24 protein-coding genes are annotated in these 22,596 nt (G+C 69.1%); 19 read left to right on the top strand and 5 right to left on the bottom strand.

Features of this window, described 5'->3' with window-relative positions; genetic code table 11:
• Window positions 1-20: 20 nt before the first annotated feature.
• From EZ216_RS16410 to EZ216_RS16390, 5 genes are all read left to right on the top strand, one after another.
• Window positions 21-1,241 carry a helix-turn-helix domain-containing protein gene (locus EZ216_RS16410; RefSeq protein ID WP_135250874.1) on the top strand — a complete coding sequence of 407 codons (1,221 nt, stop codon included), beginning with the start codon at window positions 21-23 and terminating at the stop codon, window positions 1,239-1,241.
• A 51-nt stretch (window positions 1,242-1,292) separates the two neighbouring features.
• The gene (locus EZ216_RS16405) at window positions 1,293-1,958 is read left to right on the top strand and encodes a Vgb family protein (protein WP_135250873.1); all 666 of its coding nucleotides are present in this window, start codon (window positions 1,293-1,295) and stop codon (window positions 1,956-1,958) included.
• Between the two features lie 101 nt (window positions 1,959-2,059).
• The gene (locus EZ216_RS16400; protein WP_135250872.1) at window positions 2,060-2,839 is read left to right on the top strand and encodes a DUF899 domain-containing protein; all 780 of its coding nucleotides are present in this window, start codon (window positions 2,060-2,062) and stop codon (window positions 2,837-2,839) included.
• A 15-nt stretch (window positions 2,840-2,854) separates the two neighbouring features.
• Window positions 2,855-3,448: a hypothetical protein gene (locus tag EZ216_RS16395; RefSeq protein ID WP_205959692.1), complete on the top strand. Its 594-nt coding sequence runs from the start codon at window positions 2,855-2,857 to the stop codon at window positions 3,446-3,448.
• Between the two features lie 45 nt (window positions 3,449-3,493).
• Entirely contained in the window at window positions 3,494-4,672 is a 1,179-nt protein-coding gene (locus tag EZ216_RS16390; RefSeq protein ID WP_135250871.1) for an SGNH/GDSL hydrolase family protein, read from the top strand.
• A 189-nt stretch (window positions 4,673-4,861) separates the two neighbouring features.
• Here EZ216_RS16390 and EZ216_RS16385 read toward each other — a convergent pair whose 3' ends face one another.
• Window positions 4,862-5,419 carry a GNAT family N-acetyltransferase gene (locus EZ216_RS16385; RefSeq protein ID WP_167772940.1) on the bottom strand — a complete coding sequence of 186 codons (558 nt, stop codon included), beginning with the start codon at window positions 5,417-5,419 and terminating at the stop codon, window positions 4,862-4,864.
• Between the two features lie 123 nt (window positions 5,420-5,542).
• Here EZ216_RS16385 and EZ216_RS16380 point away from each other — a divergent pair, with 123 nt between their 5' ends.
• Genes EZ216_RS16380 through EZ216_RS16360 form a run of 5 tightly spaced genes read left to right on the top strand, consistent with a single transcriptional unit; the run spans window position 5,543 to window position 8,435 of the window.
• The gene (locus tag EZ216_RS16380) at window positions 5,543-5,863 is read left to right on the top strand and encodes an ArsR/SmtB family transcription factor (protein WP_135250869.1); all 321 of its coding nucleotides are present in this window, start codon (window positions 5,543-5,545) and stop codon (window positions 5,861-5,863) included.
• An 11-nt stretch (window positions 5,864-5,874) separates the two neighbouring features.
• A complete protein-coding gene (locus tag EZ216_RS16375; RefSeq protein WP_135250868.1) occupies window positions 5,875-6,339 on the top strand; it encodes an ArsI/CadI family heavy metal resistance metalloenzyme in 465 nt (154 codons plus the stop codon).
• A 7-nt stretch (window positions 6,340-6,346) separates the two neighbouring features.
• Window positions 6,347-6,850: an arsenate reductase ArsC gene (locus EZ216_RS16370; protein ID WP_135250867.1), complete on the top strand. Its 504-nt coding sequence runs from the start codon at window positions 6,347-6,349 to the stop codon at window positions 6,848-6,850.
• Complete coding sequence (locus EZ216_RS16365; protein ID WP_135250866.1) at window positions 6,847-7,485, top strand: aquaporin; 639 nt, start codon at window positions 6,847-6,849, stop codon at window positions 7,483-7,485. The genes EZ216_RS16370 and EZ216_RS16365 overlap by 4 nt, the downstream gene beginning before the upstream one ends.
• A gap of 29 nt (window positions 7,486-7,514) precedes the next feature.
• Window positions 7,515-8,435 (top strand): M14 family metallopeptidase, encoded by a 921-nt coding sequence (locus EZ216_RS16360; RefSeq protein WP_135250865.1) that lies wholly within the window; start codon window positions 7,515-7,517, stop codon window positions 8,433-8,435.
• A 158-nt stretch (window positions 8,436-8,593) separates the two neighbouring features.
• Here the strand turns inward: EZ216_RS16360 and EZ216_RS16355 are convergent, their stop codons facing one another.
• Window positions 8,594-8,974, bottom strand: a complete 381-nt coding sequence (locus EZ216_RS16355; protein WP_135250864.1) for a hypothetical protein — start codon at window positions 8,972-8,974, stop codon at window positions 8,594-8,596.
• Between the two features lie 274 nt (window positions 8,975-9,248).
• Here EZ216_RS16355 and EZ216_RS16350 point away from each other — a divergent pair, with 274 nt between their 5' ends.
• The 5 genes from EZ216_RS16350 to EZ216_RS16330 all read left to right on the top strand — a co-directional run bounded on the left by EZ216_RS16350 (window position 9,249) and on the right by EZ216_RS16330 (window position 15,065).
• Window positions 9,249-9,929 (top strand): response regulator, encoded by a 681-nt coding sequence (locus tag EZ216_RS16350; protein WP_135250863.1) that lies wholly within the window; start codon window positions 9,249-9,251, stop codon window positions 9,927-9,929.
• Between the two features lie 3 nt (window positions 9,930-9,932).
• The gene (locus EZ216_RS16345; RefSeq protein WP_135250862.1) at window positions 9,933-11,363 is read left to right on the top strand and encodes a sensor histidine kinase; all 1,431 of its coding nucleotides are present in this window, start codon (window positions 9,933-9,935) and stop codon (window positions 11,361-11,363) included.
• A gap of 94 nt (window positions 11,364-11,457) precedes the next feature.
• A complete protein-coding gene (locus EZ216_RS16340) occupies window positions 11,458-11,880 on the top strand; it encodes a tripartite tricarboxylate transporter TctB family protein (protein WP_205959691.1) in 423 nt (140 codons plus the stop codon).
• Between the two features lie 3 nt (window positions 11,881-11,883).
• Complete coding sequence (locus EZ216_RS16335) at window positions 11,884-13,416, top strand: tripartite tricarboxylate transporter permease (protein WP_135250860.1); 1,533 nt, start codon at window positions 11,884-11,886, stop codon at window positions 13,414-13,416.
• A gap of 188 nt (window positions 13,417-13,604) precedes the next feature.
• Complete coding sequence (locus EZ216_RS16330) at window positions 13,605-15,065, top strand: MATE family efflux transporter (protein ID WP_135250859.1); 1,461 nt, start codon at window positions 13,605-13,607, stop codon at window positions 15,063-15,065.
• A gap of 51 nt (window positions 15,066-15,116) precedes the next feature.
• Here EZ216_RS16330 and EZ216_RS16325 read toward each other — a convergent pair whose 3' ends face one another.
• The 3 genes from EZ216_RS16325 to EZ216_RS16315 form a co-directional block, all read right to left on the bottom strand.
• Entirely contained in the window at window positions 15,117-17,030 is a 1,914-nt protein-coding gene (locus EZ216_RS16325; protein WP_135250858.1) for a hypothetical protein, read from the bottom strand.
• 295 nt (window positions 17,031-17,325) lie between these two features.
• A complete protein-coding gene (locus tag EZ216_RS16320; protein ID WP_135250857.1) occupies window positions 17,326-17,652 on the bottom strand; it encodes a hypothetical protein in 327 nt (108 codons plus the stop codon).
• 106 nt (window positions 17,653-17,758) lie between these two features.
• On the bottom strand, window positions 17,759-18,319 hold the full coding sequence (locus EZ216_RS16315; protein ID WP_135250856.1) for a YbhB/YbcL family Raf kinase inhibitor-like protein: 561 nt from the start codon (window positions 18,317-18,319) through the stop codon (window positions 17,759-17,761).
• A 138-nt stretch (window positions 18,320-18,457) separates the two neighbouring features.
• Here EZ216_RS16315 and EZ216_RS16310 point away from each other — a divergent pair, with 138 nt between their 5' ends.
• From EZ216_RS16310 to EZ216_RS16290, 4 genes are all read left to right on the top strand, one after another.
• Window positions 18,458-19,360 (top strand): glutamate ABC transporter substrate-binding protein, encoded by a 903-nt coding sequence (locus EZ216_RS16310; RefSeq protein WP_135250855.1) that lies wholly within the window; start codon window positions 18,458-18,460, stop codon window positions 19,358-19,360.
• Between the two features lie 3 nt (window positions 19,361-19,363).
• The gene (locus tag EZ216_RS16305) at window positions 19,364-20,026 is read left to right on the top strand and encodes an amino acid ABC transporter permease (protein ID WP_135250854.1); all 663 of its coding nucleotides are present in this window, start codon (window positions 19,364-19,366) and stop codon (window positions 20,024-20,026) included.
• Window positions 20,023-20,823: an amino acid ABC transporter permease gene (locus tag EZ216_RS16300; RefSeq protein ID WP_135250853.1), complete on the top strand. Its 801-nt coding sequence runs from the start codon at window positions 20,023-20,025 to the stop codon at window positions 20,821-20,823. The genes EZ216_RS16305 and EZ216_RS16300 overlap by 4 nt, the downstream gene beginning before the upstream one ends.
• A gap of 355 nt (window positions 20,824-21,178) precedes the next feature.
• On the top strand, window positions 21,179-22,375 hold the full coding sequence (locus EZ216_RS16290) for an ABC transporter substrate-binding protein (protein ID WP_239024414.1): 1,197 nt from the start codon (window positions 21,179-21,181) through the stop codon (window positions 22,373-22,375).
• Window positions 22,376-22,596 lie beyond the last annotated feature (221 nt).

Below are 22,596 nucleotides of genomic sequence, written 5' to 3'. Positions count from 1 at the left end.
GCGGACATACTCGCCATCCCATGGACGCCCTCATCGCCGCTTCCGCCCGCGCGCTCGCCGCGGGCGATGCGCTCGGCGCGCTCAAGCAGGTGGCGCTGCGCGACGACCCGCCGGCGCTGGCGCTGCGCGGCATCGCGATGGCGCAGCTGGGCGAGCACGCACGGGCGCGCGACCTGCTGCGTCGCGCGGGCCGCGGCTTCGGTGCGAACGAAGAACTGGCGCGGGCGCGCTGCGTGCTGGCCGAAGCGGAAGTGGCGCTCGCGATGCGCGAGCTCGACGGGCCGGCGCGTGCGCTGTCCTCGGCAGCCGTGGCGCTGGACAAGCACGGCGACCGCGCGAACGCGCTGCATGCGCGGCTGGTCGCGGCGCGGCAGTTCCTTCTGCTCGGGCGATTGGCCGACGCGAAGTCGATGCTGGAAACCGTCGATGCGCGCGGGCTGCCCCCCGCGCTGGGCGCCATCGCCGAATTGGCGAAAGCTGAACTCGCGTTGCGCTCGCTGCAATCCGCGGCGGCGGCCGCAGCGCTGGCACGCGCGGACCAGGCGGCATACCGCTCGGGCATCTCAGCGCTGATCGCCGAAGTGGCCGAAGCACGCGCGGCGCTGGAAAGGCCCGCTGCGCGCCGGGTGAGCGGCGAAGGCGCACAGGCGATGCGGCTGCACGAAGTCGAGGCGCTGCTCGCCTCGGATGCGCTGGTGCTGGACGCCTGCCGCCGCGGCATCGCGAAGGCGGGCACGTGGCGATCCCTCGCGCGCCGCCCCATCCTGTTTTCGCTGGCGCGCTCGCTCGCCGAAGCCTGGCCGGACGACGTCGAGCGCGATGCGCTCATCGCCACCGCCTTCCGCACGCGCCGTCCGGACGACACGCACCGCGCCCGCCTGCGGGTGGAGATCGGCCGCCTGCGGGCGCTGGTGAAAGACATGGCCGCCATCGATGCGACCCCACGTGGCTTCGTGCTGCGTCCGCACGGGGATGCCGAAGTCGCGGTGCTCGTGCCGCCCATCGACGGCGAACAGGCCGCGCTCGTCGCGCTGCTTTCCGACGGGGCCGCGTGGTCCACCTCGGCGCTCGCGCTCGCCCTGGGCGCCAGCCAGCGCACCGTCCAGCGCGCGGTGGCCGAGCTGGAGGAAGCCGGCCAGGTGCGCGGCGTCGGCCAGGCCCGCGCGCGCCGCTGGGTGGCGCCGCCGCTGACCGGTTTCACGACAATCTTGTTACTCCCCGCTTCGCTGCCGGGTGCGTAGAGTCCTTCCCATCGCGCCGGATCCCCGGCGCCGCACGAAAGGAACGACGCCATGACCAACAAGCGATCCAGCCCGCCGCAGGCACGACCCGCCGAGATCGTGCGCGAGTACGGTCCTTACCCCGGCGCGGCGTCCATCGCCGGCGTCACCTGGGACGGGCAGCACGTGTGGGCCGCCGCCCGGACGGAGCTGCTCGCCATCGACCCGGAGAGCGGCGAGGTCGCGCGCAAGCTGCCGCGGGCCTGCGATGCCGGCACCGCGTTCGACGGCAAGCACCTGTGGCAGATCGCCGAATCGCGCATCGACAAGATCGACCCCGCCACGGGCGAGGTGCTGGCCACCATCCCCGTGCCCGCCGAGAGCAACTCCGGCCTGGCCTGGGCCGAAGGCAGCCTGTGGGTGGGCGACTACCGCGGCCGCAAGATCCACCAGATCGACCCGGCCACCGGCGCCATCCGCCGCACCATCGAGTCCAACCGCTTCGTCACCGGCGTCACCTGGGTCGACGGCGAGCTGTGGCACGGCACCTGGGAAGGCGACGAGAGCGAGCTGCGCCGCCTGAACCCGCAGAGCGGTGAAGTGCTCGACCGCCTGGCGCTGCCGGCCGGCGTGAACGTCAGCGGGCTCGAGTCCGACGGCGACGGCCTGCTGTACGCGGGCGGCGGCGGCACCGGCAAGGTGCGCGCGGTGCGCCGGCCCAAGGCGCAGTCCCACTAAACCTTTCCCCCATCCGGTGAAGCAGGCCCTGCCGGGTCGGGCCGCCGCATGGTCCCTTCGTCCGTCAACCGGCGCTTCGCGCCCCCCACAAGGAGAGCAGCATGACCACCGCCAACCATCCCGTCGTCAGCGACGCCCGCTGGACCGAGCAGCGCATCGCGCTGCTGGCCCGCGAGAAGGAACTCACGCGCCTGCACGACCAGGTCGCCGCCGAGCGCCGCGCGCTGCCCTGGCGCCGCATCGACAAGCCCTACGTGTTCGACACGGCCGATGGCAAGCGCACGTTGGCCGAGCTGTTCGGCGGCCGCCGCCAGCTGGTGGTGCAGCACTTCATGCTGGGCCCGGGCTGGGAGCAGGGCTGCCCCAGCTGCTCGTACATGGCCGACCACGCCGACGGCATGAACGTCCACCTGGCGCACCGCGACATCACCTTCGTCGCCGTTTCGCGCGCGCCACTGGCGGAGATCCAGCGGTTCCGCCAGCGCATGGGCTGGCAGTTCGACTGGGTGTCGTCGAACGGCAGCGACTTCAACTACGACTTCGCGGTGAGCTTCACGCCCGAGCAGCTGGCCGCCGGCGAGGTGGCCTACAACTACCGCAAGGGCTACTTCCCCGCCGAGGAGGCGCCCGGCATCAGCGTGTTCTACCGCGACGACGCTGGCGAGGTGTTCCACACCTATTCCACCTTCGGGCGCGGCGTGGAAGTGATGATGGGCGCGTACGCGCTGATGGACCTGACGCCGCAGGGCCGCAACGAGCGCGACGTGTTCTACAAGATGGAGTGGGTGCGCCACCACGACCGCTACGACACGGGCGCGGCTTTCGAGCCCGCGCCGGAGAAAGCGGCGCCCGCGGCGGCCTGCCCGCACTGCGAAGCCTGAGCGCGGGGCCGCACCATGCAAGGCGCCTGGCCCTGGCTCGCGGTCGCGGCGGCGGGCGCGCTGCACGGCCTGAACCCGGCCGCAGGCTGGGCGTTCGCCGCGTGGCGTTCGCCGTGGCGCATGCTGGCGCCCATCGCGGCGGGGCATGCCGCTTCGATCGGCGTGGTGGCGGCCGCCGTGCCGCTGGCGCTGCGATGGGGCGTGGCGTTCGATCCGCTGGTGCCGCAAGGCCTGGCCGCGGCTCTGCTGCTCGCCGTCGCCGTGCAGCATGTGCGCGGCCATGCGCACCGGTGGACATCGCCCGGCCGCACCGGGCTCGCGCTGTGGTCCTTCATCGTGGGCACCGCGCACGGCGCGGGCTGGATGCTCGTGCCGGCCGTGGTGCCGCTGTGCATCGGCGACCTGCCGGGCCGTGAACTCACCGCGACGGGTTCGTGGCGGCTGGGCCTCGCGGCGGTGGGCGTGCACCTCGCGGCGATGCTGGTGGCCACGGCCGCGATGGCGTTCGGCGCGCGTGGCGTGGCACAGCGGCTGCGCGCGCGCCATCTTCCTACCGCGCTGTCAGCCGCGGCGGGGTTGCGAAACGCGCCGCGCTCCGATGCCGGGTGAGGCGCGCGGTCGCGACGCTGGGGCGAATCCCAAGGAAGTCGTCCCATGTCGTTCCCCCGTTCGCGTCGTGTGTTCCCCGCGGTCCTGGCCGCGCTGGCGGCTGGTGTCCTCGTCGGCTGTGGCGGCGGCGGGGGCAGCGATTCGTCTTCCGCCCCGCTGCCGTCGGCGGCGGCCGCGCCGGTGTCGCGTGTCGTGGTCGCCGGCGACAGCCTGGCCGACGTCGGCACGGCCGGCTTCAAGGCCACGGTGCAGAGCGCGGCCAATCCCGCGCGGGGCTATCCCATCTACCCGGAGATCGTCGCGTCGAGCTTCGGCATCTCCAGCCTCTGCAACTACTTCTCCAGCCCCGACATGGGGCAGACGTTCACGACGACCAGCACCAACTGCACCGACTTCGCGGTGGCTGGCTCGCTGATCGTCAACCCGCCCACGCACGACGGCGACAACTCGCCGTTCTCGCTGAAGCACCAGCTCAGCACGGCTGTCGACGCCAACGGCGGCAGCTGGCGCGGCGGCGACCTGATCGTGGTGGACGCGGGCGGCAACGACGTGGCCGCCCTGGCCGACGCCTACCGCAACGCGCAGGCCGGCAGCGCTTCCGACCAGGCCATCTACCTGGCGTTCCTGGCCCAGCAGCTGAGCGCTTCGCAGATCAGCAGCACCACCAGCCAGGCCAACGGCGGCTCGGTGGCGGCGGGCCTGTACATGACGGAGCTGGCTCACACCTACTGGGACACGATCCGCGCCAACACGCTGGACCGCGGCGCCCCGCGCGTGGCTATCCTCGACGTGCCCGACATCACGCTGACGCCGCGCCTGCGCACCATCATCGGCAACATCGCCACCGCGCAAGGCTCGGCGGCGGCCACGCAGTTCCAGGCCAACGTGCGCTCGTGGATCGCGGGCTTCAACGCCGAGCTCACCACCCTGGCCGCGGAAGGCGGTTCGCGCGTGGTCGTCGCGCCTTATGACGAAGAATTCAGCGCGCAGATCGCCAGCCCGGCGGCTTTCGGGCTGACCAACGTCACCGAGGCGGCGTGCCCGCCGGCCGCCGGCTTCCCCGCCTGCACCGATGCGGCGCTGGACGCCGCGCCCCCACCCGGCCTGGCGCCCGGCTGGTGGAAGACCTGGTACTTCTCCGACTCGTTCCACCCCACGCCGCGCGGGCACGAGCTGCTGGCCGGCACGGTGAACAACGCGATCACGCGCGCCGGTTGGCGCTGACCGGCCTCGCGGCGGCCGGGCAGAGAATGCGGGCGCGATGTCGAAATCCGCGCCGCCCGATGGCACTGGGCCTCGGCGCGGCGGCCATCGCGCTGGCTTTTCCGCCGGCACGGCGCACTACGCCTGCGTTCGCGCCAGCCTGAATGCCGGCAGGTTCAGCGCGCGAACTGCGCCCAACGCGAAGGATCATCAGGTCGCCTTCGCCGGATGACCTGGCAGGTGCCGCTGCAAGTACAGGCTTTTCGCCGGCCCGTGATCCGTGTCGAAGGTGTCCCAACCGGCCTCGCCAAACCCGTGCCGCCTGTAGAAAGCGATGGCCCGGGTGTTCTCCGCCCAGACGCGCAGCCACATCGAGCCGAGTCCGCGCGAGAGAGCTTGCTCATGGCAGGCGGCCATGAGTGCTTCTCCCACACCGCGGCCGAACCAGCGCGGATCGACATAAAGCCGTCCAAGCTCCATGCTGCCGGTCGCGTCGACGAACTCCGGTGCCTTGCCGGGTCGCAGCTCCGCGTAGCCGACGATCTCGTTGCCGCACTGCGCGATGCGCCACCAGCGGCGCGGGTCGTCCAGCTTCTTCTCCAGCGAAGGCATCCCAAGGCCTTCCGAAGCCCACCGGCGCGCCCACGCGGGCCCGAGCGCTTGCCCATAGGTGGCGATGAAGGCGTCGATCGCGAAACGTGAGAGCCGGGCGGCGTCCGCGGCCTGCGGCTGCTCGTAGGTGACTTCGGTGGTGATCGGGCGCGGCATCGGATCCTTTGAACCGGATGTGTCGGGGAGCGCGCCGGTAAGAGCGCGGCCTGCCGGCGGGCAACAGCGACCAAGCGCCAAGCCGTACCGGTTTCCTTTAAATAATTCGAGTATTATCGAAATATGGACGAAAATGAAGTCGTGCGTTCCCTGGCCGCGCTGGCACATCCCGTCCGGCTGCAGGTATTTCGCGCTCTCGTCGTGGTCGGCCAGACGGGATTGACGCCCGGCACCATGGCCGAAGCGCTGGCGATGCCGCCGGCGTCCCTGTCGTTCCACCTGAAGGAGCTGGTGCATGCCGGCCTGGTGCGGCATGAGCGGGCGGGCCGCAACCTGGTCTACCGCGCCGCGTACGACCGCATGAACGCCGTGCTCGGCTACCTGACTGCCCACTGCTGCCAGGGCGCCCAGTGCCTCGAACCCGCCGCCGGCTGCAACTGCTGAAGGAGAGTTCCATGAAGCGATTCCACGTCCACGTGCGCGTCGCCGACCTGGCCGCCAGCGTCGCGTTCTACAACCGTCTGTTCGGCGCCGAGCCTTCCCGCCGGGAAGCCGACTATGCGAAGTGGATGCTGGACGACCCGCGCATCAACTTCGCCATCTCCACACGTGGGGGCGAAGCCGGCCTGGACCACCTTGGGTTCCAGACGGACGATGCTTCCGAACTCGCCGAACTGCGCCAGCGAGCCGAGGCCGCGGACATGGCGGTGCTGCCGCAAGGCGAAGTCGCCTGCTGCTACTCGCGCAGCGACAAGCACTGGGTGACCGATCCGCAAGGCATCGCCTGGGAGCACTTCCACACGCTGGGGGACGTCCCGGTCTATGGCGACGGCGGTCGCCAGGCGGCCGGGGCGGCCTGCTGCACGCCGGCGCAAGTCGCCGTGGCGATCCCCACGCGCGCCAAGGCCAACTGCTGCTGAGGACGCGATGGCCGGCGGCAAACCCCTCAACGTGCTGTTCCTCTGCACGCACAACTCCGCGCGCAGCATCCTCGCGGAAGCGGCGCTCAATCACCTGGGGGAAGGCCGCTTCCGTGCCTTCTCCGCCGGCAGCAGCCCGCGTGACAACCAGCAGCCCCATCCATTCGCGCTCGCCGTGCTGCAGGAGGCGGGCTATTCGACGCAAGGTTTGCGCAGCAAAAGCTGGGACGAATTCGCCGGTGCCGGCGCGCCCGGCATGGACCTGATCATCACCGTCTGCGACAACGCGGCCGGCGAGGCGTGCCCCATCTGGCCCGGGCACCCAGCCACGGCGCATTGGGGCTACCCGGACCCTTCCGAAGCGCAAGGCGGCGAAGACCAGCGTCGCGCCGCGTTCCGCGCCACCTTGCAGGCCATCCGCAACCGCATCGAGATGCTGGTGAACCTGCCGGCGGACAAGCTCGGCCGCCTGGTCCTGCAGCAGTCCGCGCGCGCCCTGGCGGATCGGTGAGCCGCCGCCTGTTCGCCGAGTTCCTGGGCACGCTGCTGCTGCTGGCGGCCGTCATCGGCTCGGGCATCATGGGCGAGCGCCTCGCGCAGGGCAACGCCGCCGTGGCGCTGCTCGCCAACACGATGGCGACTGTCTTCGCGCTGTTCGTTCTCATCGAAACGCTGGGGCCGGTGAGCGGCGCGCACTTCAATCCGGTGGTGACGCTGGCCTTCGGCCGTGCAGCGGGGCTGGAGCGTGCGGAGCAGGTGCTGTACGTCGCTGCCCAGCTGGCCGGTGCAGCGGCCGGAGCCGTCCTCGCCAACGCCATGTTCGACCTGCCGCTGCTGCAATGGGCCGCGAAGGCTCGCGGCGGCGCGGGACAATGGCTCGCGGAAGTCGTGGCGACCGCCGGCCTGGTGCTGGTGATCGCCCGGGCAGGTGCCGGCCGCGCGCCGATGCTGGTGGCGGCGTACATCGGATCGGCCTACTGGTTCACCTCATCCACGTCGTTCGCCAACCCCGCGGCCGCATTCGGCCGGATGTTCAGCGACAGCTTTGCCGGCATCGCGCCGGCTTCGATCACCGCCTTCATCGCGTCGCAGGCCGCTGGCGGCGTGCTGGGCGTGCTTCTTTCGCGGGCACTGAAGGACGCCTGAGCGTCCCCGGTGGTGGCAACATCGCAGGGATGGCTTCCCTCTTCGATACCTTCGAGTTCCGCGGCGCCGCTGGGGGCCCGCGCCTGCTGGCGCTGGGCGCGGTGCACGGCAACGAAACCTGCGGCACGGTGGCGATCCGCCGTGTGCTGCAGCAGCTGTCCACCGGCGAGCTGCGCCTGCGGGCCGGCCAGCTGACGCTGGTGCCCGTGGTCAACCGGCTCGCCTACGACCACCGCCGGCGCGCGGGTGACCGCAACCTCAACCGCGACCTGCGCCACTTCGACCACCCGCGCGACAACGAGGACCGCATCGCCAACGAGCTGTGCCCGCTGCTGGCATCGCACGAGGTGCTGCTGGACCTGCACTCGTTCCATTCGCCCGGCGCGCCCTTCGTGATGGTGGGCCCGGAGAACAACGGCGGCGCGCTGGAGCCTTTCAGCCACTCGCGCGAGGAAGAAGCTTTCGCGCGCCGCCTGGGCATCGACCGGGCGGTGGACGGCTGGCTCGATACCTACGCCAAAGGCGCGAAGCGCCGCGGCGGCAGCGCGGCCTACGGCGTGGGCACCACCGAGTACATGCGCACCAGGGGCGGCTGGGGCGTGACGCTGGAGTGCGGCCAGCACGACGACCCGCGCGCGCCCGAGGTGGCATACCGCGCGCTGATGAACGCGCTGGCGCACCTGCGTTTGATCGATGCCCCCGACCCGCAACCGCAGCGCATGGAAACGCTGCGGCTCACCGACGTGATCGACTTCCAGGACCCGGGCGACCGCTTCGTGCGCGACTGGCCGAGCTTCGAGCCGTTGAAGGCGGGCGAGCTGGTGGGTTGGCGCGCGGATGGCAGCGAAGTACGCGTCGCCACCGACAGCTGCATCGTCTTCCCGAACATGAACGCCGTGCCGGGCGCGGAGTGGTTCTATCTCGCGGAGCGCAGCCCGCGGATGGGTTAGTCCCATCCGTTCGCCCTGACAGGCCCGCCGAAGGGACGTGCCCCGGCTTCGGCAAGCTCAGCCCGAACGGCTGGGGCGCGGTTGAGGGGAGCGCCTTCGCGCGGATCGGGCAACTCGACGAAGGCCCAAGGGGCGGGCGGATGTCACGCCCCCAGGGCTCAGGGCGACAGGAAAGTGCTGGCGCGCGGCACGCAGTTGCCGCCGCGATTCTCCAGCTCCGGCGGACAGACCTTGCGCATCGCACCGCGCTTGTCCCAGGCCTGCGGCGCGGCGCTGTTCAGCACGTTCTCCAGCCCGCTGCCCGGCGTGCTGATGGCGCCAGCGCCCAGCAGCTGGGTCGGTGGGCGTGACGTGACGTCGGCGTTCGCGGCATTCGTCGCGTTGGTGGCATTCGCGGTGGGCGCCGGTGCGGCGGCCGAGGGCGGCGTGTAGAACGGCGCCGACGCGGCCTTGTCGGGGAACGCCGCGGCGCGTTCCTGCGCGGCGGCGGCAAAGGCCGTGCAGCAGAGCAGGGCGCAGGCGAGGCGGATCGAAGTCATGCGCCATGCTAGGGCGGCTGGTCCGTGAGGAAGTGCCGCTGTAACCAGTTGCGAACCATTGACGGGCTGGGCGACCAAAGTCAACTCGACTTCAGCACCGGGGGTGCGGGAGGTCAAGGAGTGAACAAGTGGAGCCGGCGCGGCGGCATCGCCGAGACCGACCTGCGCGCGCTGCACCTTTACCCCAAGACGCTGGGCGTGAGCCTGACGGGTGGCTGAGCGCCTGCGTAGTCTCCACATGACGCGCGCGCCCGCGCGCGAGCAGGATGGTGTCATGCGCATCCTGCTGGTCGAAGACGACGCCGAGCTGGCTTCCTGGCTGGCGCGCAGCCTACGCCAGGGCTCCTTCCTCGCCGACCACGCGCCCGACGCGGCATCAGCCGAGGCGCTGCTGGCGGAAGACGACGCGTACGACGCCATCGTGCTAGACCTCGGCCTGCCCGATCGTCCCGGCAACGCACTGCTGGCTTCATGGCGGCAGCGCGGCGTGGCGACGCCCGTGCTGGTGCTCACCGCGCGCGGCGCGCTGCCCGACAAGGTGCAGTCGCTGCGCGGCGGCGCCGACGACTTCCTGGCCAAGCCCTTCGAAGTGGCGGAGCTGGAGGCGCGGCTGGCCGCGCTCGTGCGCCGCAGCCGCCGCACGTTCGAGACGCGCGTGTCCTGCGGTTCGCTGGACTACGACCTCGCGGACCGATCGTTCACGCTCGGCGGCGCGCCGCTGCAGCTGACACCGCGCGAGCGGTCCGCGCTGGCGGCGCTGGTGCTGAAGGCCGGCTCGCCGGTGCCCAAGCAGCAGCTGCACCGCAAGGTGTTCCCGGTCGACAGCGAAGCCGGCCCCGAAGCCATCGAGCAGGTGCTGCACCGCGTGCGCCGAAAGCTCGAAGGCAGCGACGTGCAGGTGCTCACCGTGCGCGGCCTGGGCTACATCCTCCAACCCGCCGCCGTGCAGGCCTGAGCCGTGCGCTGGGGCCTGCGTTCGCAGCTTCTGGCGCTGCTGCTGCCCGGCGTGGCGGTGGCGCTGGCGCTGGACAGCTGGACCGACCACCACGCGCGCGTCGCGGCCATCGAGGATGCGCTGGACGAAGTGCTGATGCAGCCGCTGGCCGTGCTCGACCGCGCCGTCGAGCCCGATCCCGCCGGCGGCCTGCGGCTGGGTCTGACCGAAGGCTCGCGGCAACTGCTCGACGCGATGGCCGCGGAGCCGCGGCACTTCCACGTCGAGGTCTGGGTCGAAGGCAGCGAACCGAAGACATTGTTCGGTGCCGAGGCCTTGCCGGCGCCGCCGCCGGGCGAAGCGATCGGCCTGACCGCGTCCCCCGCCGTCGGCGAGAGTGCCGTCGTCTACGACGCCACCTTCCGTGGCCAACCGGTGCGCGTGGCTTCGCTGCAGCATCAGCGCGCGGGCGGCGATGGGCGCGCGTGGATCGTGCGGGTGCAGGCGGCCGAATCCACCGGCCGGCGCACGCAGGCCCGCAACGATTCCATGTGGCGCGAATTGCGGCAGGACGCGCGCACGCTGCTGCTGGCCGCGGCGCTGGTGCTGCTGGGCGTGGGCTGGAGCCTGCGGCCCTTGCACCGGCTGCGCGACCAGATGGCGCGGCGGCGGCCGGGCGACCTGGCGCCGCTGCCGGTGGAAGGCGTGCCGCACGAAGTGACCCCGCTCGTCGACGCCGTCAACCTCGCCGTCGCGCAGCACCGCGAGGTGCTTCAGGAGCAGGAGCGTTTCCTCGCCGACGCGGCGCACCAGCTGCGCACCCCCATCGCGGTGATGATGGCGCAGATGGAATACGCCCGCCGCGCGCACGACGCCGCCGCGGAGCACGAAGTGCTCGCGGCCCTGGGCGCGCCCCTGCAGCGCAGCCGCCGCATCGCCGACCAGCTGCTGTCGATCTCGCATGCGATTAGCGCGCCGCTGGGCGAAGCACCGCGCGTGGACCTGCACGAAGCGGCGGCCGAAACGGTGCTGGAGGCGCTGCCGGCCGCGCGCCAGCGCGGCGTGGACCTGGGCCTGTCCGACCCGCCGCAGCAGCCGGTGTTCGTGCGCGCCGAAGCGGCCGAACTGCACGAGATCCTGTCCAACCTCGTCCACAACGCGTTGCGCCACACGCCCGCCGGCGGGCGCGTGACGGTGCAGGTGCAGGCCGAAGGCGGCACGGCATCCGCCGAAGTCATCGACACCGGCTGCGGCCTGGACCCCGCGCGGCGCGAAGCGGTGTTCGAGCGCTTCCACAGCCGCTCGCGCACCGAGGGCAACTCCGGCGCCGGATTGGGGCTCGCCATCGCCCGCGCCTATGCCCGCCGGCGCGGCGGCGACGTGTCGCTGCACGATGCACCGGGCGGCGAGCAGGGGCTGGCCGCGCGCCTGACCATGCCCCACTCCGCGGATTAGGAATACCACGTATTTCGCTGGGCGGCCGGCGTTTTGGCAGCTTTTTGGAAGGTAGCCCTTCCTAGACTGCCTTCGCATTACCGGAACCCCCCGCATGAAAGACCAGAACCTCTTGCGAGGCCTCTTCTTGATGGCCATCGCCCTTGCCTTCGGCATTCCCGCCCTGCGTTACCCGATCGGCGAATTCGGCCGCGCCGGCCCCGGCCTGTTCCCGCTGATGGTCAGCGGGCTGCTGCTGCTGGTGGGCATCGCCACCGTGGTGCGTGCGCGCTTCATCGCGCCCGTGCCGATGCACTTCAACGTCCGCAACATCGGCCTGATCCTGGGCGCCCTGTGCGCCTTCGCGCTGGTGTCGCTGCTGCTGAACATGACGGCCGGCATCGTCGCGCTGGTGTTCGTCGCCACGGCGGCCGGCTCCAACTACTCGGTGATGCGCAACATCAAGATTTCCGTCGGCCTGCTGGCCATCGCCTTCGCCTTCGTCAAGTTCCTGGGCGTCAACCTGCCCCTGTACTGAAACATGGAAGTCCTCCACAACCTCGCCTTCGGGTTCGAGCACGCGCTCACCCTGCAGAACCTGATGTTCTGCGCACTGGGCTGCACCGTCGGCACGCTCGTCGGCCTGCTGCCCGGCCTGGGCCCCCTGGCCACCATCAGCCTGCTGCTGCCGCTGACCTACTCCATCCCCACCGGCGGCGCGCTGATCATGCTGGCGGGCATCTACTACGGCGCCCAGTACGGCGACAGCGTCAGCGCCATCACGATGAAGATCCCGCACGCCAGCTCCATCGTGGCGTGCATCGACGGCTACGCGATGACGCTCAAGGGCAAGACCGGCCTGGCGCTGTTCACCGCCGGCGTGTCCAGCTTCATCGGCGGCACCGTCGCCATCGTGGTGCTGGCCTGCCTGGCGCCCGCGCTGGGCGAGGTGGCCTTCCTGTTCGGCCCGGCCGACTACTGCGCGCTGATGATGGTGGGCTTCTTCTGCGTGAGCTTCGTCACCACCGGCAGCCTGCTCAACGGCCTGGCCATGTGCCTGGTGGGCGTGCTGCTCGGCCAGATCGGCACCGACGTCAACAGCGGCATGCAGCGCTACACCATGGACCTGCCGTTCCTGGCCGACGGCGTGGGCCTGGTCAGCATCGCGCTGGGCTGCTTCGGCATCGCCGAGATCACCAAGAACCTGGACGAGAAGACCGAGCGCAGCCCCTTCAGCGGCACGATCAAGCTCATGCCCACGTGGCCCGAGTTCAAGCGCATCCTGCCCAGCGCCATCCGTGGCGGCGTGATCGGCTCGGCGCTTGGCATCCTGCCCGGCGGCGGCCCCACCATCGCCCAGTTCGCGGCTTACGCCATCGACAAGAAGGTCAGCAAGTACAAGCACGAGATCGGCACCGGCTGCATCGAAGGCGTGGCCGGCCAGGCCGCCGCCGACGAAGCCGCCGCGCGCACCAGCTTCATCCCGCTGATGTCCATCGGCATCCCCGAGAACGCCGTGATGGCGCTGATGATGGCCGCGTTCATCATCAAGGGCATCCAGCCCGGCCCCAACATGATCGCCGGCCACCCGGACCTGTTCTGGGGCCTGGTCGCCTCGATGTGGGTCGGCAACGTGTTCCTGATCGTGCTGAACGTGCCGCTGGTGCGCTACTGGCTGTCGGTGTTCAAGATCCCGTACAACGTGCTGTTCCCCTGCATCCTGTTCTTCTGCTGCATCGGCACGTACAGCGTGAACAACAACCTGGACGACGTGTTCATCACCGCCTTCTTCGGCCTGATGGGCTACAGCTTCCTGCGCCTGAAGCTGGACCCCGCGCCGCTGATGCTGGGCTTCATCCTGGGCCCCATGCTGGAAGAGAACTTCCGCCGTGCGCTGCTCCTGAGCCGCGGCAGCTTCGGCATCTTCGTCACGCGCCCGATCAGCGGCACCCTGCTGGGCCTGATCGCGCTGCTGGTCGTGTGGCAGATGTGGGCGTTCTTCCGCGCCAACCGCAAGGGCGCCCAGCCGCAACCTTCGGCCGCTGCCGCCGCCGCGGAGGGCGCCCCGTCCTGAACCGTTTGCGTCATGCGCTTGACCGCGCATGGGGCTGGCCGCGTCCTTCTTGATCCTGCGTCCGGCTCTTCGGGCCCGGCTTCCAGCCGGGCCCTTTTTCATTCCGGGGCAGTCTCGGACGGAGTCGTCCGATGCCCGCGCGGTCTTCCTACACGGTGCCGTGCTCATGCGGGGCAAAGTGCCTCTGCATGGCCAAGCGTGACCTGACCCAGGGCCCCATCGCGAGCACGCTCGCGGCGTTCGCGCTGCCGGTGCTGGGCGCCAGCGTGCTGCAGTCGCTCAACGGCTCGGTCAACGCCATCTGGATCGGCAACCTGCTGGGCGAAGCCGCGCTCACCGCGACGTCCAACGCCAACCTGGTGCTGTTCCTGCTGCTGGGCTCGGTGTTCGGCATCTCGATGGCCGCCACCATCCTGGTCGGCCAGGCGCTGGGCGCGCGCGAGCCGGATCGCGCCAAGTGCGTCGTGGGCACCGGCGCGACGTTCTTCGTCGCGCTGTCGCTGGTGCTGGCGGCCGTGGGCTGGGTGTTCACGCCGGCCATCCTGCACCTGCTGGGCACGCCGCAGGCCGCGTTCCAGCATGCGGTGGATTACCTGCGGGTGATCTTCCTGGCCGTGCCTTTCATGAACACGCTGGCGTTCGCGATGGCGGTGCTGCGCGGCTCGGGCGATTCGCGCACGCCGTTCTGGTTCATGGCGCTGTCGGTGGGCCTGGACATCGCGCTCAATCCGCTGCTGATCCGTGGCGCGGGACCACTGCCGGCGATGGGCATCGCGGGGTCCGCCGCTTCCACGCTGGTGGCGCAGGCCATCAGCCTGCTGGCGCTGCTGTCGCTGCTGCACCGGCGCCATCACCCGCTGCTGCCTCGGCGCGACGAGCTGAACCACTACCGGCCGCGTCCGCACCTGCTGCGCGCCATCGTGGTCAAGGGCATCCCCATGGGACTGCAGATGATCGTCATCTCGTCGGCCGCGCTGGTGGTGATGGGCTTCGTCAACGCGTTCGGTGTCGAGACCGCCGCGGCGTACGGCGTGGCAGCGCAGCTGTGGACGTACATCCAGATGCCGGCGCTGGCCATCGGTGCGGCGGTGTCGTCGATGGCGGCGCAGAACGTCGGCGCGGGCCGCTGGGACCGCGTGGGCCGCATCGCGCAGGTGGGCGTGCTGTTCAACCTGATCCTCACCAGCGCGGTGGTGGGCCTGCTGTACCTGGCCGACCGCCACGTGCTGGGCTTCTTCCTGCCGGTGGACAGCCCCGCCATCCCCATCGCGGTGCACATCAACGACGTGGGCAGCTGGTCGTTCGTGCTGTTCGGCGTGACGCTGGTGCTGTTCGGCGTGGTGCGCGCGACGGGCGCGGTGATGCCGCCGCTGGTGATCCTCGCCATCGCGCTGTTCGGGGTGCGCGTGCCTTTCGCGTGGGGGCTGCGCGGCGAACTGGGCGCCGATGCCATCTGGTGGAGCTTCCCGCTCGCGGCCGGCGTGTCGGCGGTGCTCGGTGCGCTGTACTACCGCTTCGGTGGCTGGCGAAAGGCCAGTTTCGCGGTGGAAGAAGTGCCCGCCACCGGCACCGCGGCCGACACCGGCGTGTCCACGCCCGCGATGGACCAGGAGCCGATGTACGAAGGGGCCGCGGCGGCCACGCGGTAGGCGCGATTCATGGTCAGCGCGGGCGAAGCCGCAGTCCTGAGCGCAGTGGTCTCAGTTCCTGGGAACCAGGTGAAAGGCGCGGTAGTGCTCGAACTCCATGATCTCCGTCGTCGCGTAGGCACTCTGGAAGTCGGCGATCCAGCGCTCATCCATCTTCTTGTCCACGAGGAGCCAACCCGATCGCCCGAGCACGCGCGCGACGTCCTGCAGGTACCTCTGCCGGTACTCGGATGGCACGTAGGAGAAGTTCGCGGGGCTGTGCATGGCGTTCCAGACACGATCCGGGCCGGCGGGGACGATGTTGAAGTAAGGGTCGATCACGGTTACGGGTTCGGGGCTGTACTTCCCCAGGATCGCCAGTGGCGGCGCCGCCTCCCGGAACGCCATCCTCTGCCGGACGCCGGCGGGGTTGGAGGTGAGGAGGCTGCCCTCCTGCAGGGACGTTCGCCAGCTGGTCCAGTTGAATGCAGGGAGCCACGCGATGAGTGCTGCCGCCGCGAGGGCTGCGACCCTCCACGCGGCGCCCTGGACGGTCGCCAGCGCATGCATGAGGACCGGCAAGGCGAGAGGCAGGACGTTGAGGAGGTTGTTGTCGTGGCTGCGTCCGAGGAAGTAGGAGGCGCTCGCATAGCAAAGCAGGTGCACGACCAGGCCCCTGCGGAACGCGGGAGTGTCACCGCCCGCCCGCCACTGCTGCACGAGCGACCATGTGCCAATTCCGATGCAGGTGAGGAAGTAGCCGATCGTCCCCCCCCAGTTCACCGGCAGAATGCCTGGGGGATACAGCGCGTAGGCGACCACGTCGAAGAGGCGTGGGGCCACGCCGTGCCAGAGGGCGAAGCCGGATGTCACCAGCAGGAGCAAAGCCAGGGCGGCAGCCACCAGCGTCGAGCCCTGCAGCAGCACCTGCCGGATGCGCAGTAAGGGAGAGACGTCCTTGCGATGCAGGAACACGTAGAACGGCCACCAGACGAAGCTGGCGTAGAACGCCGACTCCGGAGCCCACAGGAATGCGAGCGCCCAGAGCGCGAATGCTCCCGCCTGCACGCGGCGTGTGAACCCGTGCCGGCCGGCGTGCACGAGGTACACGGCAAGCAGCGTGGCGGGAAGGAACCGCAACCCGTTGGTCGAGGGCGTCGCCACCGGCGTCGAGAGTTCGGGCGGAAAGGCGTTCCAGAAGAAGCACGTCGCAGTGCATGCCGCCGCGGTGAAAATCCGGCCGCCGAGCGTGCGCGGTCCGACCGCCCAAGCCAGGGCGAAGACGCAGACGGCCTGGGCGAACGCGCCGATCGCGGCCAGCCAATACATGCCGGACCAGCAGTTGGCATCGCAGACCGCCGCCAGCATCCAGGTTGGGCCAGGACCGTACTGGACCGGGACGTCCCGGAAGATCGTCGCGCCCGCCATGATGGTTTCCGTAGGGCCGATGTAGGCGCCCCAGTGGTGCCAGGCGTCGCGGATGGCATTGGGCTGCTGGAGGATTCCCGTACTGAAAGACAGCATGATGGCCAGCACGAGGAACGCCGCGGTGACCAGCCCGCTGCCGACCTTGCCGAGGGGCCGGGACAGGCCAAGAAGGACGTAGGACGCCGCACCCAGCGCCAGGACGCCGACGAACTCCCCCGCTTCGATGGCGAGCGCCCGATCGTATCGGATCCACCATGGAACCACGCCGACGGCCAGGATGCCGACGGCCATGGCCAGTGCCAGCGTGGACGATTCCCGGCGCGGATTCCTGGATGCCAGCATCGTGGACACGGCAATCACCACGGCCACGCAGTTCGCAATGAGCGGAGCTGCGGCAGCCAGCACGAGGGCCGCAAGGCCCAGCGCGGGTCCTTGTATGGCAATCCCGGTCTTGGTGGGCCTGCCTGGCCCCCTGGGCGCAACCACAAATACCGGCCACAGCGCCAGGATGAGGCCGAGCAGCACATATCCCAGCACCAACAGCTTCTTATCCGCCACAAATTCCTCCCTCGCTCGCAAGTGCCCCTTGACCGGTAGTCCGGTTGTGCCGGTACGTCCGGCCGTCCGCCCGCAAGGTCCAATGTGAGCGGCCCGGCGGTGCTCCAGCGGCCCCGCGATGTTTCGATAGCCGAAGCATAGGGGCTGCACGGACCGGCCTTGAGGCATACGCATCATGCATGCGCACGACAGCGAAAACGCCGTTTCGCGTGTAGGCGATGTTTGCAATCTTCAACGGCTGCGCGTAGTGCAACGTGCGCGCACCACGGGAAGGACGGCAGGAGCGGCTTGGGGGCTAGCGGCGCAGGCGGCGCAGCGCCATCAGCGCGAGGCCGCCGAAGATCAGTGGCATCCAGCGGACCTGGGTCCGCGGCCGGGCGAGGGCTTTGGCAAGCGACGGATGCGCGAATGCAGATTCGCGGCGGCTCGTGTTGTCGGACCCGAAATCCGGATCTCGCAGCATGCCTGCGTGACGCACGGCAACGCGTCTGGGTGAATTGGCGTCACGCGCCAGCTTCGCCAGCGGCGCGGTGCCCTCCTCGATCTCCAGGTCGTCCGATTCCACGTCCGGCAGGTGCGTGTCGCCGGTGAGCTTGAGGTGGCCGCGCGGGTGACGGGTCATGCGGGGATGGTGGTCAGCGGCGGCATGCCGTCCAGTCGGGAAGGACTGCGCGTGGCTGTAGTCCCCTGGCTTACGCCCGGCTCCCTGCGCAGACGCGGAGAGCTTGCTACTTCTTTTCCGCCGGACGGCCGTACCGGGCCGTGAACGTCGCCGAAGCGATCTTGTTCGCGTTGGTCATGAACCCGGCGACGGCCGCGGTCGCATCGGGCGGCAGCTCCAGCTTGTCCGTCTTCAGCGCGTAGACGGTGAATACGTAGCGATGCGGCTTGTCGCCGGGCGGCGGGCAGGTGCCGCCCCAGGCGGCGAAGCCATAGTCGATGCGATTCATCATGGCGCCCTTGGGCAGGTTGGCGCCTCCCTGCGCGCCGGCGTCGGCGGGCAGCTCGGTGACGTTGGCAGGGATGTTGTAGACGAACCAGTGCCAGAACCCCGAGCCCGTCGGCGCGTCAGGGTCGTACACCGTCACCACGAAGCTCTTCGTGTCCTTGGGTGCGCCGCTCCATTTCAGCGCCGGCGACTTGTTCTCGCCGTTGCAGCCGAAGACGTTGGCCTCGAACTTCTTGTCCATCGTCGAATTGGGCTTCACGTCCGGACTTTCGAGCCGGAAGCCCTGCGCGTGGGCGCCGGCGACGGTGAAGGCCGTGAGGATCACGAGGGTGGTTCGCATGGGCAGCTCCTGATCAGCGCGTGAATGATGCGACCGCAGTTCCGAGCCGGTCAAGCCATGCGGCAATCCGAGCGCCTCCGGTCAATTCACCCGGACTGCTATACATTCGCTGGCTGCATACACCAACCGGGAGAACCAATGTCGATCCCATCCATCCTGAAAGCCGCCCTGGTCGCACTGGCAGTTGCGAGCGGTGCGCCGCTATTCGCACAAGGCACGCCCATCAATGCGGCAGCTTTCGACTCGCTGGTCGCCCAGGGTCCCGTTGCCGACGCCGCGACCATCGCGTCGAACAATTGGGCCGGCAAGATCAAGCAGGCGGGCACGCTGCGCCTCGGCGGCACCCAGACGTCGAACCTTTTCTCGCTGCTCAACGAGAAGGACAACAAGATCCGCGGTTTCGACGCGGGCCTGGCCCAGCTGCTCACTCGCTACATCCTGGGCGATGGGGCCAAGTACCAGTTCACGCAGGTCACCTCGTCCACACGCGAACAGGTGCTCATCAACAACCAGGTGGACATGGTGCTGGCCACCTATTCCATCACCCCTGCCCGCGCGGAGAAGATTTCTTTCGCGGGGCCTTACTACACCTCGCAGGCGGGGGTGCTGGTCAAGTCGAACAACAACGCGATCCAGTCATACAACGATCTCGCCGGCAAGAAGACCGCCACCCAGGCGGGCTCGACGGGGCCCGCGATCCTTGCGCAATTCGCGCCCAAGGCCACCGTGCAGGAGTTCCAGACGCACCAGGAAGCCCTCGACGCCCTGCGCCAGGGACGCGTGGACGCCTACGTCACCGACTACACGTTGCTGCTCAATGCCCTGAGCCTCGGCACGGGCGACTCGAAGATGGCGGGGGCGCCCTTTGGTCCGCAGGACCCGTACGGCATCGGCCTGCCCAAGGGCTCGGACGGCGTGGCCTTCGTCAATGCCTTCCTGAAGAAGATCGAAGCCGATGGCACCTGGGCCAAGCTGTGGACAGTGACCATCGGGCAGCGCACCGGCAGCACGAACATTCCGGCGCCGCCTCCGCTTCCTTGAGCGATGGGGAGTGTCTTGCGGCTCCTGGCCGACTACGGGCCTGCCTTCGGGCAGGCCCTTTTGCTCACATGGAAGCTCACGGCCATGTCGTTCGTGGCCGGCTTCGCGCTGGGCATCGTCGTGACGGTGGCCCGGCTCCTGCCGCTGCGGCCGCTTCGTTTCGTGCTGACCGGCTACGTCGAGATCTTTCGCAACATCCCGAGCGTCGCGCTGCTGATCTTCATCGTGTTCGCGCTGCCCGATCTCAATGTCGTGATCGACTATGAGCCGAGCGTGATCCTGACCCTGGCTCTGGTGTGCTCCGCATTCACCGCGGACTATCTGCGCACGGGCATCAACACCATCGCTGCCGGCCAGGTCGATGCCGCACGCAGCCTGGGCATGAGTCCGATGGTCGTCATCTCCTCGGTGGTATTGCCCCAGGCGCTGCGCTCGGTCGTCCAGCCGATGACCTCGCTGCTGATCGCGCTGATGCTTTCGACTTCGTTGGCGTCGCAGGTGCCGCTGCCGGGCCGGGAACTCACGGCGCTGGTGGCCAAGATCGCCAACGACTCCGCCGCCGGGATCAGCGCGTTCGCAATGGCTGCCGCGATGTATCTGCTATCGGGCCTGCTCATCGCCTGGGCGGGCGCCACCCTGGAAAAGAAGGTGCGGATCCTGCGATGAGCCGCGCCCTGGAAGACGTTCTCTTCGGCGACCTGAACCCGAAGGCGCAGGCCGTCACCCGGGCCGTGAGCGTGACCGTCGCGGCGGCGCTGCTCGTGCTGGCCGCAGGGATCGTGTACCGGTTCCATGCCGCGGGCCAGCTCGACGGCCGGCTCTGGGAATTGTTTGCCTGGAAGACGACCTGGGCCTTCCTGGCGAAGGGCTTGCTCGGCACGCTGGCATCGGCCGCAGTGGCGGCCGTCATCGCGCTGGTCCTCGGGCTGGCGCTCCTGGCTGGCCGCCTGTCGCGGCTGCGGCTCGTGCGCTGGCCAGCCATCGCGGTCATTGAATTCCTGCGCGGCGTGCCGACCCTGCTGCTCATCTATGTGTGCTTCCTGGTCCTTCCGTCGGTTGGTATCAAGCTGAGTGCCTACTGGATGTTGACCTTGCCCGTGGGACTCAGCACCGCTGCCGTGGTGGCCGAGATGTACCGCGCAGGCGTGCTCGCCGTTCCCCGCGGCCAGACCGACGCGGCCCGGGCCTTGGGTCTCAATGAAGCACGGGTCTTCGCCCATGTCGTCTTTCCCCAGGCGCTGCGCTACATCGTCCCGGCACTGGTCGCACAACTGGTCATCGTGGTCAAGGACACCACCTTCGGCTACGTCGTCACCTACGGCGAACTGATGCAGAACGCCAGGGTGCTCATCGCCAACTACCGCTCTCTTGTCCCCGTGTACCTTGCGGTAGCGGTGCTGTACTGCCTGGTGAACTACGCCATTTCGAGGGCAAGCCGCCGGCTCGGCCGGCCGATGCATTGACCCCTTCTGTATCTTGCGCGCCTTCTTCGCGGGTACTGCGATCGCCGTCACCTTTCAGCAGGCCGGGAAACACGCACTCGCCAGCCCCCTTCTTGCTCACAGATGCGAGCACCGCGCCTTCCAGGGCGCCATTACCGCCTTCACGCCCTTATGTGGTTGCGCAGCACAGTGCGGCCAAGGTGTACGCAAGGCGGGGCCGCGACCTAAACCACCAATGCGCTTGCCCGACCAGCCACGCGCCGCCTATGTTCATTGATACCTTCCGTGCAATGCCGCCGGAGGAATTGGACGCTTGCGCAGCGCGTAACGAAACTTCCGAGGCCATTCATCACTTTGCCATGGCCCGGAGGAAATGATGAAGCGTTTCGTCGTAGCGCTTGCGGTGACCTTGACGTGCGCAAGTGCCTCCGCCGAGAGTCCCGCAGACACTGTTCGCATCGGTGTGATCGGCCCTTTCACTGGCGGGTCGGCAGATTTCGGCATCCCGATGCTCAATGGGGTCAAGCTCGCCGTCGACGAGATCAACAGCGTGGGCGGATACCTTGGCCGCAAGCTCGAGTTGGTCATCAAGGACGACCGCGCCGACCCGGCAGCAGGGCGGGCAGCAGCCGAGGCGATGCGCTCCGAGCACGTGGTTGCGGCCATCGCCTTCTGCAACACGGGCGTGGCGATGAAGTCCATCGACGTGTTCCAGACCGCGAAGATTCCGCTGATCGTTCCCTGTGCGACGGGTACGCCGATCACGACGACGTACCCGGCCAAGGACAGCTACATCTTCCGCACGTCGGCGCGCGACGAGATTCAGGCTCCCTTCGTCGTGAAGGACATCGTACGCAGGGGCTGGAAACGCGTGGCGGTGCTGGCCGATCGCAGCGGCTATGGCGAGGCCGGGCTGAAAGACGTCAAGGGTGCGCTCGAAAAGCAGGGGCTGACGCCAGCGTATGTCGGTCGATTCGACGTTGGCGTCAAGGACCTGACCGCTGAAATGAAGGAGGCGCGTGCCGCGGCCGCCAACGTGGTCTTCACGTACACCGTCGGGCCGGAAAACGCCGTGGTCGCGCGCGCACGGGAGCAAATCAAGTGGAAGGTGCCGATCGTGGGGCCCTGGACGCTCTCGTTCCCCTTCTTCATCGACGGTGCAGGCTCGCTCGCCGAGGGCGCGCTTATGGTGCAGACCTTCATTGCCGAACCGAGCAACGAACGACGCACCTCCTTCCTGAGCTCCTACAGCAAGACGTACAAGACGCCTCGCATTCCCGTTCCGATGGCGGCAGCCCAGGCCTATGACAGCATCTACATCCTCACGTATGCCCTGCTCGGGATCCGGGGCGGGGACTTCTCCGGCCCGGCAGTGAAGGAGGCACTGGAGAACATCCGACGCACGTACTACGGCGTGGTGGCCACGTACGAGAAACCATTCAGCGCGGCCGACAAGGATGCCATCGACGAGAGCATGCTCGTGCTTGGAGAGGTGAAAAAGGGGCAGGTGACGTTCGCCTATCCGGAGAGCGCACGCAAGAACCTGCTCGTGCAACGCAAGAAGGCGAGCTGATCACTCGAGGAGGACCGCTATCGTCGACAAAGCCGATCAGATGCCCGCGAAGAGCCAACCAGCGCTCCAATGCAATGCCCTCACGCGTCAGCGCACCAACCACGTCTTGATCTTTGATTCCCATGGCAGCGGACGTCCGCTTCTGGCGGCGGATTCAACCGGTCAATGCAACACGCTACCCTGCGTAAGCAGAAGGAGTGTGGATGCGGAGAAGAAGACCA

The sequence above is a fragment of the Ramlibacter humi genome (assembly GCF_004681975.1).
In the GTDB taxonomy this organism is placed as follows: Bacteria; Pseudomonadota; Gammaproteobacteria; order Burkholderiales; family Burkholderiaceae_C; genus Ramlibacter; species Ramlibacter humi.
The sequence above is the reverse complement of the archived record's forward strand: the minus strand, read 5'-3'. Positions and strand labels throughout refer to the sequence as shown.